At 39.9% G+C, this 13,457-nt stretch carries 14 protein-coding genes; 10 read left to right on the top strand and 4 right to left on the bottom strand.

Annotated elements, in window-relative coordinates:
* Nucleotides 1–98: 98 nt before the first annotated feature.
* From EAH57_RS04215 to EAH57_RS04205, 3 genes are all read left to right on the top strand, one after another.
* Nucleotides 99–929 (top strand): AraC family transcriptional regulator, encoded by an 831-nt coding sequence (locus EAH57_RS04215; protein ID WP_121928965.1) that lies wholly within the window; start codon nt 99–101, stop codon nt 927–929.
* Nucleotides 930–1,005: 76 nt separating this feature from the next.
* Nucleotides 1,006–1,716, top strand: a complete 711-nt coding sequence (locus tag EAH57_RS04210; RefSeq protein WP_121928964.1) for an AzlC family ABC transporter permease — start codon at nt 1,006–1,008, stop codon at nt 1,714–1,716.
* Entirely contained in the window at nt 1,713–2,030 is a 318-nt protein-coding gene (locus tag EAH57_RS04205) for an AzlD domain-containing protein (RefSeq protein ID WP_121928963.1), read from the top strand. The genes EAH57_RS04210 and EAH57_RS04205 overlap by 4 nt, the downstream gene beginning before the upstream one ends.
* A gap of 53 nt (nt 2,031–2,083) precedes the next feature.
* Here the strand turns inward: EAH57_RS04205 and EAH57_RS04200 are convergent, their stop codons facing one another.
* Nucleotides 2,084–2,839: an SDR family oxidoreductase gene (locus EAH57_RS04200; RefSeq protein ID WP_121928962.1), complete on the bottom strand. Its 756-nt coding sequence runs from the start codon at nt 2,837–2,839 to the stop codon at nt 2,084–2,086.
* Between the two features lie 105 nt (nt 2,840–2,944).
* Between EAH57_RS04200 and EAH57_RS04195 the strand changes: the two genes are divergently transcribed.
* From EAH57_RS04195 to EAH57_RS04180, 4 genes are all read left to right on the top strand, one after another.
* The gene (locus EAH57_RS04195; RefSeq protein ID WP_121928961.1) at nt 2,945–3,829 is read left to right on the top strand and encodes a LysR family transcriptional regulator; all 885 of its coding nucleotides are present in this window, start codon (nt 2,945–2,947) and stop codon (nt 3,827–3,829) included.
* 99 nt (nt 3,830–3,928) lie between these two features.
* The gene (locus EAH57_RS04190) at nt 3,929–4,696 is read left to right on the top strand and encodes an HD domain-containing protein (RefSeq protein ID WP_121928960.1); all 768 of its coding nucleotides are present in this window, start codon (nt 3,929–3,931) and stop codon (nt 4,694–4,696) included.
* A 136-nt stretch (nt 4,697–4,832) separates the two neighbouring features.
* On the top strand, nt 4,833–6,380 hold the full coding sequence (locus tag EAH57_RS04185) for an esterase-like activity of phytase family protein (protein WP_121928959.1): 1,548 nt from the start codon (nt 4,833–4,835) through the stop codon (nt 6,378–6,380).
* A 69-nt stretch (nt 6,381–6,449) separates the two neighbouring features.
* Nucleotides 6,450–7,331, top strand: a complete 882-nt coding sequence (locus tag EAH57_RS04180) for a hypothetical protein (protein WP_121928958.1) — start codon at nt 6,450–6,452, stop codon at nt 7,329–7,331.
* A 48-nt stretch (nt 7,332–7,379) separates the two neighbouring features.
* Here EAH57_RS04180 and EAH57_RS04175 read toward each other — a convergent pair whose 3' ends face one another.
* On the bottom strand, nt 7,380–8,267 hold the full coding sequence (locus EAH57_RS04175) for an SDR family NAD(P)-dependent oxidoreductase (protein ID WP_121928957.1): 888 nt from the start codon (nt 8,265–8,267) through the stop codon (nt 7,380–7,382).
* 248 nt (nt 8,268–8,515) lie between these two features.
* Nucleotides 8,516–9,793, bottom strand: coding sequence for an O-acetylhomoserine aminocarboxypropyltransferase/cysteine synthase family protein (locus tag EAH57_RS04170; protein ID WP_121928956.1), 1,278 nt, complete (start codon nt 9,791–9,793; stop codon nt 8,516–8,518).
* Nucleotides 9,794–10,091: 298 nt separating this feature from the next.
* Between EAH57_RS04170 and ettA the strand changes: the two genes are divergently transcribed.
* Nucleotides 10,092–11,753, top strand: a complete 1,662-nt coding sequence (gene ettA / locus EAH57_RS04165; RefSeq protein ID WP_004673266.1) for an energy-dependent translational throttle protein EttA — start codon at nt 10,092–10,094, stop codon at nt 11,751–11,753.
* Nucleotides 11,754–11,790: 37 nt separating this feature from the next.
* On the opposite strand, the gene EAH57_RS04160 is transcribed toward ettA, so the two are convergent.
* On the bottom strand, nt 11,791–12,249 hold the full coding sequence (locus EAH57_RS04160; protein WP_121928955.1) for an AAA family ATPase: 459 nt from the start codon (nt 12,247–12,249) through the stop codon (nt 11,791–11,793).
* A 147-nt stretch (nt 12,250–12,396) separates the two neighbouring features.
* On the opposite strand from EAH57_RS04160, the gene EAH57_RS04155 reads away from it, so the two are divergent.
* Complete coding sequence (locus EAH57_RS04155) at nt 12,397–12,795, top strand: cation efflux protein, CzcI-like (protein ID WP_416240481.1); 399 nt, start codon at nt 12,397–12,399, stop codon at nt 12,793–12,795.
* 308 nt (nt 12,796–13,103) lie between these two features.
* Entirely contained in the window at nt 13,104–13,280 is a 177-nt protein-coding gene (locus EAH57_RS15935; protein WP_171407373.1) for a hypothetical protein, read from the top strand.
* Nucleotides 13,281–13,457 lie beyond the last annotated feature (177 nt).

Genomic DNA, 13,457 nt, shown 5'->3' with positions numbered 1-13,457 from the left:
GGAGAATTAGAATAAGATAGTTAAACAGCAATTTTATTCTATAAATCTGATCCCATTGCGTTAACCTGATTTGATGCAAAAATCCAAAGGAGGTCGTGATGTCACGTAGACCTCGTGAACACGTCGATTACTTACACCTCGAAGAACTCGGTGGTTTAGAAATGCTGAAAGCAAGTTATTATCAGCAGGAGTTTTCACGACATGTGCATGAAGGATTTTGTATCGGTGTGATCGAAGAAGGCGCGCAACGCTTTTATCGTACAGGCGGTAATCATGTCGCGCCACAAGGCGATATTATTTTGGTCAATGCCGATGAAGTACATACAGGTTCTTCGGCAGTGGAGACGGGTTGGCGCTATCGGGCAATTTATCCTACACCAGAAGTGTTTAATGAGCTGACACGCGATTTGACCACTGTTCATGGTACTGCACCGTGGTTTAGAGAAGCTGTATTGCATGATGAGGGTTTGGCACAACAATTCCGTTTGCTATTCGACTTATTCGAGCAACCCAGCAATACCTTACTGAAGCAAACCTTATTTCTCTCTACTATCGCTTGGCTAGTGTCGAAGTATAGTCAAACTAAGCCTCAAGTGACCGATCTGAGTAATGCCAAACAACGTATTCTTAGTATAAAAGAACTGATGGCATCGATGCCTGAACAGGAGTTTTCTTTGACGGCATTGGCTGACATGGCCAATCTAAGCCAGTGGCATTTTCTACGCCAGTTTAAAAAACATGTGGGTTTGTCACCGCATGCATGGTTGGTCCAAGCGCGTTTGCAGAAGTCACAAAAATTATTAAGACAAGGATTAAGCTTATCTGAGATTTCGCAGCAGTGTGGCTTTTCAGATCAGAGCCATTTTAGTCGGCATTTCCGTCAAACTTTTGGGATTACGCCAGGTGGCTATATTGCCTATCTCAAATAAAACAGCAATTTTATGCAATCTTGATTGATTGATTTTTGGCATAGTCAACAGTCTCTTATAAACGATTGTAATACTGATGTTGACTGAGACCATCGATGACACCTCAATGTCTGTGCCTCGGGCATTTTTAAATGGGGCAGTCAAAATACTACCGCTATGTTTTGCTGTGTTGCCTTGGGGCATCTTGGCAGGCTCAATGGCGATTCAAGCTGGGCTAACGACCATGCAAGCCATTGCAATGTCAGCATTGGTTTTTGCTGGCGCTGCTCAATTGATGACTTTAGGCTTGGTCATGGCAGGGACACCTGCACTCACCATCATCATTTCGGTATTTTTGATTACCACGCAGCATTATTTATATGCGCTGTATTTACGTGAAGATATTTCCAAGCAACCGTTAAAACATCGGTTAATGTTGGGTTTTTTACTCACAGATGAGTTGTTTGCGGTCAGTATTAAAAAACAACAGCACTATATTTACTATCTTCTCGGGGCGGGTAGTTGCTTTTATCTATGTTGGGTGTTGTTTAGTGTGTGTGGCGTGCTGCTTGCATCCTCTGTGCCGAACTTAGATCAATACCATCTCGATTTTTCGATTGTCGCGACCTTTATCGCCATCGTGATTCCATTTATTAAAAATTTAAATACTTTGGTGGGTGTGTTGGTTTCAGTGGCTTTAACCGTGGTGTTTCTAAGTTTAGGTTTTAAAAGTGCAGCCATTATGGCAGGGGTGATTGGCATGTTCGCAGCGACGTGCCTGCAAAATCTGCGGGAGCGTACAACATGACTTGGTTTGTTCTGATTATTTTGGCATTGGTGGTCTTTATGAATCGCTATATTTTGCTTGAACCGAATATTCCGCTACGTTTACCGAAATGGTTTCAACAGTCATTGCAATATTCGGCACCATGTTTATTGACTGCGATTGCCACACCGATTGTATTTATGGATGAGCAGGGTGCATTTCGTGAGACTTTATTGAACCCTTATTTTATTGCCACCATTGTAACTATTGCGATAGCGTATAAGGTTCGCCATACCTTACTGACGATTGTTCTCAGTTTGGCTTGTTTTTATGCTTTGGTATTTTGGTTCAATTAAAAAAAGCTTGGGCACATGTAAGTCATGACCCAAGCCCTTCTCATGAACATGAATTAACGCGTGGTATAACCCCCATTGGCGAAAATGGTTTGTCCAGTTATCCACCAGCCATCGGTGACTAAGAAACGAATCAAAGGTTCAATATCTTCGATTTTGGTGAGTCCGCCAAGTGCTGATGCCGATTTATGATAAGCCACCGCCTCAGGTGCTTCTTGACCATAGAAAAATGGCGTATCCATGGGACCTGGCGCGACAGCAGTCACCGAGATACCGCGTTCGCCAAACTCTTTGGAAGCCGCACGGGTATAATGTTCAACAGGGGCTTTTAATCCTTCATAAGTAGAATAAAGACCTGTGTAGGCTGCCAATAAACTGGTCACAATGCTACAGATTTTGCCGTTTGGGTTGAGATGGCGACCGGCTGATTGAATAAAGAAATAGGCAATTTTATTATTGATGTCGTTCATCACATCAAACTCTTGTTCGGTGGTGTCCAAATAGGGTTTTTTCAACACACGACCGACGGTATTAATGGCAATATCAACACCGCCAAATTCAGCTTTGGCTTGGGTAAATAAGGCTTCGATGTTTTGAATATCGGATAGATCAGCTTGAATTAAAATGGCTTTGGCACCGAGCTCTTGTACGGTTTTTAAGGTGTCTTCGGCATCGGCTTGTGTCGCTGTACTATTATAATGGATCACTAAGTTTGCACCTTGTTCAGCAAACTTACGTGAGATCAAACCACCTAAATTCTTTGCACCGCCTGCAATCAGTACTGTTTTATCTTTTAAATCATGTTGTGACATTATTTTATCCTGATTTTGTTTTGTGTGAAAATTATCATAATTGAATTTCTTTGTTTGAAATAGTTGTTAGTATTGAACTGATTGTGCAAGAAAGTTGAATAATAAATGGATAAGATCGAGCGCCTAAAAATATTTTGTTTGGTGGCAGAAAAGCAGTCTTTCGCACAAGCGGCACTGCAATTGGGGCTGCCGCGGTCCAATGTCACTTATGCGATTCAATCACTTGAAAAAGAATATGAAGTGCTGTTGTTTTACCGTACGACACGTAAGGTTGCTTTAACGCATGAGGGTAGTCTGTTTTATGAGGAGACCGTGCGGTTGGTGGCCCAGTTAAAGGAATTGAATAGTTTTAAAACTCATGTTCGCAGCCAAGAAGGCAAGATCAGTATTGGTATGCCGAAGCGGTTGGCAACACAGCTTTTGATTCCGAATTTACTCGCGTTTTATCAGCGTTATCCAAAGGTAAAAGTGTTGATTAATGGCAGTGATGATTTTTCTAATTTGATCGAACAGCAACTTGATTGTGTGGTGCGAGTTGGGCAAGTTCAAGATGAATATTTACTGATTCGACCCATTACCCAGACCAAGATTTGGACATTGGCATCACCACAGTATGTCGCTGAGTTCGGTGAACCTAAAAGTTTCGATGAGTTACAGCAGCATTTCGCCGTGGATTATCATGTGGCAAAAAATTATCGAGAAATGAGTGAGCTTGCGTTTCGTGATCACCGTATCGATATACCGTATCGCTTACTGATCGAAAACACCGAAGCTTATATTCATGCAGGTTTGGCAGGTATTGGCATGATTCAAATTCCTGAGTTCGATGCTGTACCTTATGTTCAACAAAGAAAATTGCAACGCCTATTTGTCGATATTCCCAGTCTAGAATTACCGGTCAATATTTTGCTGACAGATCGACAATACCGTCCAAAGTATTTTCAGGACTTCATCGATTGGTTGGATGATTTACTCAAAAAACGGCTTTGAGCTGTGGTTTTTTGCCAAGAACGATTGCTTTGACATTCAGCAATATTTGCAGTAAAACTTAAATTAGAGTAATTACTCTAATTTTATATGGGGATAATAATGCAGATTGGTCGACAAGCATGGATGATACAAACTTCAGGCGATTTATCTTTGAAAGATCGTATGGCTCTATTGAGTCATAGTCTATTGCCTGTACTCAAACAAAGTATAAAAATGTACGCTTTCGCATCTCAATCTAAGCGGAATGTACAGCATGATTTGAGTCTCGATGATCTGTATTTACCTGATAGTACAGATGTAAAGCAGGCATTGCAGAAGATGCAATCTTGTAGTTCTGAAGCCTTGCAAAATCATTGTTTGAGAACTTGGTGTTATGCAGTTGCATTTGCCAAGATGCAAAATTTAAAGCGCGATGATGAGCTATTGGCGGTGTCATGTTTATTGCATGATTTGGGGATGACTGAACAGCATTATCAGCACCATGAAAACTGTCGATGCTTTGCAGGACAGGGGGCTTATGCTGCTAAAGACTGGTCAATTGAGCGGGGTTGGCATGCCCCTCGTGCGGATCAACTGTTTGACGTGATCAGTATGCACATGAATCCTTATGTGGCGCTGGAGGATGGCATCGAAGCACATTTACTGCAACACGCTGCCAGTTGTGATGTGATTGGCAGTCGTGGCTTTGAATTTTCTCCACAGTTTAGACAACAATTATATGAGCAACATCCACGCTTGGATTTTAATCATAAGATGATTGAATTTAGTCAGTCAGAAGCGATCAAACGTCCAAAGTCTCGTACAGCGATGGTGGTACAGAGTGGTTTTAAGCAGCTTATAAATTTGAATCCTTATCTTAAGCTATAGCTTACCCCCTCAATTTGTGGATAAGTTTAGGTTTATTCACATCATCTGCTGTCATCATTTGGTTATATTTTATTCATTGAAATGTCATTGGGGCTTTCTAGCATGAAGGCTTCTCTTATTTAAGTATTTATGAAAAATGAAAAAAACAACATTAGCTTTAGCATTATGGACATCCGTATTTTCAATGAGTGGATGTTCCGATGGGGATAATGGTCAAAATGGGTTAAATAGCTTGATTCAACAAACGCCTTTAGCGCTTGGAAACGATGATTGTTGGAGTGCTGGAACGCGTATCGAAAGTGGTTTAGATAAAAATAAAAATGGTCAGTTAGATCCAAACGAAGTCGAGCAGCACTCGGTACAGTGTGGAATGAATTTATTTGCGCAAGGTGTTGCCTTACCATATCAAGTTCTAGGCACATATCAGCCGAATGGGACAACCATCGATCTGCCATTTTCCTTGCGTCAAGGTGGCTTTGGTTCGGATGTAGCAGCACATCCCACCAATAAAAAACAATTTTATGCCATTACTGATCGTGGACCGAATGCTGATTATGATGATGGTATTCATGGTGCTGGTAAGATTTTTCCTATCCCAGATTTTGTGCCTAAAATAGGTCTGTTTGAGGTGCAAGATGATGGTTCAGTCAAACTGATCAAAACCATTTTATTGAAAGATCGTAATGGGAAAAATATTACAGGTTTACCGAATACGGCTGCATTGGGGGGAACAGGTGAAACACCTTATGATATCGAGGGTCGAGTCATTACTGTTGATTCAAGCAAGCCTTATGATCCTGTGACGAATCCGATTAAGCTGGATGACTATGGTCTTGATAGTGAAGGTTTGGCGGCATTAAAAGATGGCACATTTTGGGTTAGTGATGAATATGGGCCTCACCTTGTGCATTATGATGCGAACGGTAAAGAAATTGGCCGTATCAATCCTTTTGCGAATGATGCTCGTAATACGCTTACCTTACCGCAAGAGTTTAGCTATCGCCGTGCCAATCGTGGGATGGAAGGATTGACGATTACACCTGACCAAAAAACATTGGTTGGCATAATGCAGTCGACCATGAATCTGCCAACCAAGGCTGTGAATAAATCGACATTGACACGCATTGTCACGATTAATTTAGAGACTGGAAAAGTGGCACAGTATCTCTATCGTCAGGAAATTGCAGCGAACTCTAACTCGGCGATTGTGGCGATTAATGATCATGAATTTTTGGTATTGGAGCGTGATGGCGCGTTTTTGAAAGATAATCCGAACATGATGAAACATGTTTATCGGATTGATTTGAAAGATGCGACTAATCTTGAAAATATTGCTGTTCAAGGGGATATTCAGCAAGATTCGAAACTTGGCTTAACCATTGCAGGTGAAACATTAGAACAATATGTCTTGGCTCAAGGATGGGAAGGATTACAGGGATTAAATATTCAGCCGGTCAGTAAAACATTGGTGTTGGATATGGGCAAACGTGTGAGTTATGCACATGACAAAATGGAAGGCTTATGGCTGATTGACCAGCAACACTTGGGAGTTCTGAATGATGATGATATGGGGCTTTGGAAAAATGCCAATGGTTTAGAACAAAAGTATTTAGATCATGCTCGTACTCGTATTGATACTCCTACGTTGTATATGGTTGATAAACTCAATCTTTTTAATCCATAACAATGAATATAAGCCCAGAAGCAGCAGCTTTTGGGCTTTTTAAATGCCACATTTTATAGAGGAACGAAAATGAAAATAAATAAACTCACGTTGATGACCTTATTCATGATTGTCACTTTGCCATCTGTCAGCTATGCCGCACCGAAAGTCACTTCACGTGAATACAAATTATTATTAGACCCCAATAATTTTAGTTATGGAAATGAAGCAAGTAACGTAAATAGCTACTTCACTCAGGCAAAAGCGGTAATTGAAAATAAAATTAGCCGTAATGTCACGGGGAGCATGAGTCTCGATACCCAACGAGAAGTTCGTTTTTATGATACTCAAGGAAGTTGCCCGCTTCATAATATGGGATATAGCTTTAGAGAGCGCATCGAAAATGGTGCTAAGGAAGTAACGTTAAAATATCGTGGTTATGATCATTATATTACTGATTTTGAAGATATGAGTAGTAATATTTCGGGTGCAAAAACTAAATTTGAGGATGACATTACCCGTAAAGATAATCTCAGCTTCCTTGTCGTTGCAAGTAAGTCGACGACGGTACCTACTTCAAGAACGATTAATGATTTTGAAGACATTAATACTTTATTCACAGGTTTTACAAATAATTATACCTTTAGTAATGGTCAGAGCTTACAACAGGTCGGTGGTTTGACTATTTATGAACGTAAATATGATGGCGCAACGATTGATTTGGGTGAGTTTGATGCTGATCTGGAAATGAGCTTGTGGTATACCCAAATGCCTTATACAGGTTTAAAGCCTGCAGTAGTCGAAATTTCTTTTAAATATGCAGATGCAAATGCGAACTACACTAAGAAAGTAGTCTCCCGTGCCGCTTTAAGTTTTAGTGCTTTAAAAAGTTTAACTCAATATAGCGCACCGAGTTCGACAGCAACCAAGACCCAGTTTGTGTATCAATACCAATCGAATTTCTGTAATTAATCAAAAAAAAGAACCTCCCTTTTGGGAGGTTCTTCATGTCGATAAAGATTACCAATGTTCACCTGGGAATAAACGCGCATAGGCACGCTGCATGATGTTTAACTTTTCTTGCTGACCCACTGAAGCAGTAGAGCTTGGGAATAAGTTAAAGCCAATCGACATCAAAATATTATTGATGTCTGGCGCAACCGCATAGGTAATCGATGCTAAGCGACCTAAGTTGGTTGCGATTTTCTTCGGACGTTTTACGATTGCGTAAGCAATTAAATCTGCGGCTTCTTCAGGAGAAAGCGTCGGTACATATTTATAAATTTTAGTGGGTGCAATCATCGGTGTACGCACTAATGGCATATAAATAGAGGTAATCGCAATTTTATGCGAATGAACTTCAGCAGAGAGACAACGGCTAAATGCATCAAGTGCAGCTTTAGAAGCAACATACGCTGAGAAACGGGTTGCATTGGCCAATACACCAATCGAGCTGATGTTAATGATTTGACCATCTTTACGTTGCATCATATGCGGTAAGATATTCAAAACTAAACGTACAGCACCAAAGTAGTTAAGCTGCATAGTACGTTCAAAGTCATGGAAACGATCAACTGACTCATGCACAGCACGACGGATTGAACGCCCCGCGTTGTTGACTAAAATATCAATGTGATCAACAGAAGCTAAAATCTCTTTTGAAACAGCATCAATCGATTCCATATCGTTGAGATCGCATGGGAATACAGTGGCTTTACCGCCTTCAGCTTCGATCTCAGCTTTTACTTCATCTAATTTCTCTTTCGTACGCGCTAGCAATAAGACATGTGCACCTGCTTGAGCAAGATATTTTGAAACCGTTAAACCAATGCCACTTGATGCTCCAGTGACAATGATTGTTTTCCCGTCGACTTTTTGTTGAAAAAGTTTTTTGAGTTTTGCGTTCATGTAAGTTTCCTACATTAATCAAGCTGTTGTTTACAATGTCCTTGTGTTGCGATTAAACACTGCACTTTATTTTGTACTAATATTAACCGATTTTTTTTGTTTGTCTAGTGTAAATGTTTGAAATATAATAATATTTTTAGAGTAAAAGCTCTAAAACAAATGATTGTAATAGTTGAAAATGCAATAATATTTTTCTTCAAAAGCATAAAAAAAAGCCTCTAAAGTGAGGCTGTTGTCTTTTATTCAGTTTAAACCTGAGCGAGAGCTTGTTCGAGGTCTGCAATCAAATCATCAATATGCTCAATCCCAATAGACAAGCGGACTAGGTCTTCACTCACACCAGCAGATTTAAGTTCTTCTGCGTTGAGTTGACGATGGGTCGTCGTTGCAGGATGACATGCCAAGCTTTTTGCATCACCAATGTTGACCAGACGAGTAAATAACTGTAATGCATCAATAAAGCGAGTTCCGCCCTCTAAGCCATCCTGTACTCCAAAGGAAAGGATTGCAGAAGGTTTACCTTTCACATATTTTTGTGCCAAATGATGCTGTGGATGGTCAGTTAAACCAGCATAATTGACCCATTTTACTTTTGGGTGTTGTTTTAAATATTTTGCAACTTGAATGGCGTTTTCAGTGTGGCGCTCCATACGAAGGTTTAACGTTTCTAAACCTTGTAAAATGAGGAAGACGCTGAGTGGGCTAATGGCTGCACCTGTATTTCGTAATGGAACAACACGAGCACGAGCGATATAAGCTGCTTCACCGAGCACTTCAACGTAATTTACGCCGTGATAACTTGGGTCTGGCGTATTCAGTGCTTTAAAACGCTCTGGATATTTGCCCCAAGGAAATTTGCCACTATCGACAATAATGCCACCAATACTATTGCCATGACCGCCGATGTATTTAGTCAATGAGTGAATGACAACATCCGCACCAAATTCAAACGGCTTTAATAGGGCAGGGGTTGCAACGGTATTATCAACAATAACTGGGACACCATATTCATGGGCAATTTTTGAGATTGCTTCTAAGTCGATAATATTACCAAGCGGGTTGCCGATCGACTCAACAAAAACCAATTTAGTTTTATCATCAATCAAGTTGCGTAAGCTTTCAGGGTTTTGATAATCAAAGAAACGAACTTCGATGCCTTGTTTGGGTAGGGTATGTGCAAATAGATTATACGTTCCACCATAGAGTGTTGAAACCGAAGCAATATTGTCACCTGCTTCAGCAATGGTTTGAATCGAATAAGTGATTGCTGCCATCCCTGATGCTAAAGCTAAAGCGCCAATCCCACCCTCAAGTGCTGCAATACGTTGTTCCAGTACAGCCGTGGTTGGGTTCATGATACGGGTATAGATATTTCCCTGAACTTTTAAATCAAATAAATCTGCACCATGTTGCGTATTGTCAAAGGCATAAGAGGTGGTTTGGTAAATAGGTACAGCCACTGCTTTAGTCGTTGCCTCTGGTGAATAGCCCGCATGAATCGCTAAAGTTTCATCTTTATAAGTCATGATTACATCATCTACGTGAGTTAAATAGTGATCGAGTTTAGCTTAAAAACCGTCCAGAAAGGTGCATAATTTATGCGATTTATTGCGTTTTTATTCATATAAACAGAATCTTGGTCTCTTCCTATTTTTTTCGGCATGACTGTATCGTGAATCGTGTAACGTCTTGAAAAAGAAAATCCTTTGATTGAGGCAAACAAATATCATCTTAACTTCATGTTAATCCGGTTTTCAGCGTATAATACGTGCGATTATTTTTCGCTTTTTGCGATTTATTGGTTTTTCAATTGAGGAGTCCTGCGTGGCCCAATATATTTATACGATGAATCGAGTGTCGAAGATGGTTCCGCCTAAGCGCGAAATCCTAAAAGACATCTCTTTATCATTTTTCCCAGGCGCAAAAATTGGTGTGCTTGGTTTGAACGGTGCAGGTAAATCTACCCTACTCCGTATTATGGCTGGCGTAGATAAAGATTTCTCAGGTGAAGCGCGTGCACAACCAGGAATCAAAATCGGTTATTTAGAACAAGAGCCACCATTAGATCCAAGCAAAGATGTTCGTGGAAACGTTGAAGATGGCGTACGTGAAGCACTAGACGCTTTAGAACGTCTTGATCAAGTTTTTGCTGAATATGCTGATCCTGATGCAGATTTTGATGCACTTGCAAAAGAGCAAGAAAAATTAGAATCAATTATCCATGCTTGGGATGCACATAACCTCAATAACCAACTTGAAATTGCGGCAGGTGCTTTGAACCTACCAGCTTGGGATGCAGATGTATCTCTACTTTCAGGTGGTGAGCGTCGTCGTGTGGCACTTTGCCGTTTATTGCTGTCTAAGCCTGATATGTTACTTCTAGATGAACCGACGAACCATTTGGATGCTGAATCAGTATCTTGGTTAGAACGTTTCTTGAAAGATTTCCCAGGCACGATCGTGGCGATTACGCATGACCGTTATTTCTTGGATAACGTTGCTGAGTGGATTCTTGAACTTGACCGTGGCATGGGTATTCCATATCAAGGTAACTATACCTCTTGGCTTGAGCAGAAAAATGCTCGTTTAGAGCAAGAGAATAAACAAGAAGAATCTTTTGCTAAAGCATTGAAAAAAGAACTTGAATGGGTTCGCTCAAATGCCAAAGGTCAGCAAAAGAAAAACAAAGCACGTATGGAACGTTTTGAAGAGTTGAACTCTAAAGAATTCCAACAGCGTAATGAAACTTCTGAAATCTATATTCCACCTGGCCCACGCCTAGGAAATAAAGTTGTAGAAGTTGAAGGCATCAGTAAATCATTTGATGGTCGCCTACTTTATAAAGACTTAACATTTACAATACCGCCAACTGCGATTGTGGGTATTGTTGGTCCTAACGGTGCGGGTAAAACCACATTATTCCGTATGATGACAGGTGAACAGCAACCTGATACTGGTACGGTAACGTTGGGTGAGTCTGTTAAAGTGGCGTATGTTGGTCAGATTCGCGATACTTTAGATAACAATAAAACCGTTTGGGAAGAAGTTTCTGGCGGTTTAGATATCTTGAAAATCGGTGATTATGAAATCGCATCGCGTGCTTATATCGGCCGCTTTAACTTCAAAGGTCAAGATCAGCAAAAACGTGTTGGTGAGCTGTCAGGTGGTGAGCGTAATCGTTTACAACTGGCAAAAATCTTACAGTTAGGTGCAAACGTAATCTTACTGGATGAGCCATCAAACGACTTGGATATCGAAACTTTACGTGCGCTTGAGGATGCAATTCTTGTATTCCCAGGTACTGTGATGGTGGTATCGCATGACCGTTGGTTCTTAGACCGTATTGCAACGCATATCTTGTCTTTTGAAAATGAACAGCCAGAATTCTACACAGGTAACTATGCAGAATATGAAGCATATCGCCAGTCACGTTTAGGTGATGAAGCAGGTGCAAAGCGTTCAAAATATAAAAAGATTACGGGTTAATTCTCTGTTTCAAAAACCAGCCTAAGGGCTGGTTTTTTTATTCTCCTACAAGGATGATACTTGTAAACCCTTCGTTTAAACAGGGTGCTTCTATTGCTGCGAAAACATTTTTTAGGGCCTGCTGATTTACAATTTTATCTATAGTTCTTTTCGCATTCCTTTCTAAACAAATCGCTAAATCTGTTTTGAATAAAACAGCTATACATTGAAGATTTTTTTGAGTTGTAATCCTGAGAATCGATGCTCGTTCAACTTTTTTAACTAAAATCGCATCAAAAACAATATTATAAGGCTCCTCCTTTATTTTTTTGTCAGCCCAAGTACTTTTACCAGAAGCTTGGCAACCAATCAGGACATAAACGATTTGTACGCTAGAGTTGTTAATGACCTCATTTTCAAAATCGTGAAAGCATTTTGCCCATGCGATCTGATTTCGTTCGCTTGTGAAGACTCTACCAGAATCTGTTTCTAAATAATGATCAGGATTGATGTGCATTGGAGCCTAAGGGGGGATATATATTTATGAGAATATAGATATATTAAGCATCGAAAAATTTTAAAGTATTTACTTTTTGTTTAATGTAATTTTATTACATGCACATTGCTTGTTATAGTAAGACAAATTTTGACCAGTTGGTGAAACGTGCGACGTTGCGCTGTATTTATGACACTCTTGCTAAGTTTGTTCATATTCCAAAGTATTTGGAATGTGGCAGCAGCTTATTGCAGTCATGAAACTACAAGCAAAGCAACGATAGCCGTTACTCATTTCGGTCATCATCTTTTAGAAAACTCAAAAGATCAGGTAAGTTCTTTTACCGTTGCTGAAGTTAATACTGATTTATCAAAACCGCTAAACCTGCAAGATCATCATGATCATTTGCCAACATGTTTCCATGTCGTTGTTATCTCGACGCAGCAACAGCTCAATGAACCAATTTTACGTATACATGAATTAGAACAAAAATATCACTGGTCAAATGATTACCAGTCCCCTTATTTGTCTGGATTAAACCGACCTCCTGTACTCACCCCGCTTTAGGTGGGGTAGCCAAAAAGCCCACCAGAAATAGATCTATTTCAAAGGGTTCTTCCATGCTTGATGATGCACATTAAAAATGTAAAGCACTCTTATTAATAGAGGTCTCAATATCACATTCGAATATTTATTCTGATGTCATGTTGATCGGTACATTTGCATCAAAGTTTTGTAAATCATGATTGAGTAAAAGTCTTCTGATCAAGACCTGCTGATTATGAGTAGACCCTAAGCGAATAATTTTTATTCATTTTATTTGGGTGTGAATTTATCCACCCGATGAATTGCAATATATAAATCAGGTGAGTGTTATGTCTATTCAATTAAATACAACGTTATGTTTCATGGTTTTATTTCTTTCGGTAAGTTTGGCGAATGCCGATGGAGGTTTGATTTTTCTAGAAAAAAATCTACAGTCTCAGCAAGAAGCTAAAGTGCATTTAGAAAAGCATATTCACCACTGCGACATCAAGCAGAAGTGTAAATAACCAGATTCATATTTTAGGAAACTGCTTATTCTACTGAGCAGTTTCCTACCGTTCAGCAAAAATCTAATGATTTGCACATTCTGCATGCACAAAAGATTTTATGGCTGAATTCGCAGATGTAATTTTATTACATCGAGTTTAGTTGCTATAGTCCATCTGAGCAATTTTTGACTAAAG

It is taken from the genome of Acinetobacter sp. 2JN-4 (assembly GCF_003687745.1).
GTDB lineage: Bacteria > Pseudomonadota > Gammaproteobacteria > Pseudomonadales > Moraxellaceae > Acinetobacter > Acinetobacter halotolerans.
The sequence above is the reverse complement of the archived record's forward strand: the minus strand, read 5'-3'. Positions and strand labels throughout refer to the sequence as shown.

Coding starts and splice junctions, on each gene's coding strand:
- EAH57_RS04215 (WP_121928965.1), top strand. CDS start 99: ATGTCACGTAGACCTCGTGAACACGTCGATTACTTACACCTCGAAGAA.
- EAH57_RS04210 (WP_121928964.1), top strand. CDS start 1,006: ATGTTGACTGAGACCATCGATGACACCTCAATGTCTGTGCCTCGGGCA.
- EAH57_RS04205 (WP_121928963.1), top strand. CDS start 1,713: ATGACTTGGTTTGTTCTGATTATTTTGGCATTGGTGGTCTTTATGAAT.
- EAH57_RS04200 (WP_121928962.1), bottom strand. CDS start 2,839: ATGTCACAACATGATTTAAAAGATAAAACAGTACTGATTGCAGGCGGT.
- EAH57_RS04195 (WP_121928961.1), top strand. CDS start 2,945: ATGGATAAGATCGAGCGCCTAAAAATATTTTGTTTGGTGGCAGAAAAG.
- EAH57_RS04190 (WP_121928960.1), top strand. CDS start 3,929: ATGCAGATTGGTCGACAAGCATGGATGATACAAACTTCAGGCGATTTA.
- EAH57_RS04185 (WP_121928959.1), top strand. CDS start 4,833: ATGAAAAAAACAACATTAGCTTTAGCATTATGGACATCCGTATTTTCA.
- EAH57_RS04180 (WP_121928958.1), top strand. CDS start 6,450: ATGAAAATAAATAAACTCACGTTGATGACCTTATTCATGATTGTCACT.
- EAH57_RS04175 (WP_121928957.1), bottom strand. CDS start 8,267: ATGAACGCAAAACTCAAAAAACTTTTTCAACAAAAAGTCGACGGGAAA.
- EAH57_RS04170 (WP_121928956.1), bottom strand. CDS start 9,793: ATGACTTATAAAGATGAAACTTTAGCGATTCATGCGGGCTATTCACCA.
- EAH57_RS04160 (WP_121928955.1), bottom strand. CDS start 12,249: ATGCACATCAATCCTGATCATTATTTAGAAACAGATTCTGGTAGAGTC.
- EAH57_RS15935 (WP_171407373.1), top strand. CDS start 13,104: ATGTCTATTCAATTAAATACAACGTTATGTTTCATGGTTTTATTTCTT.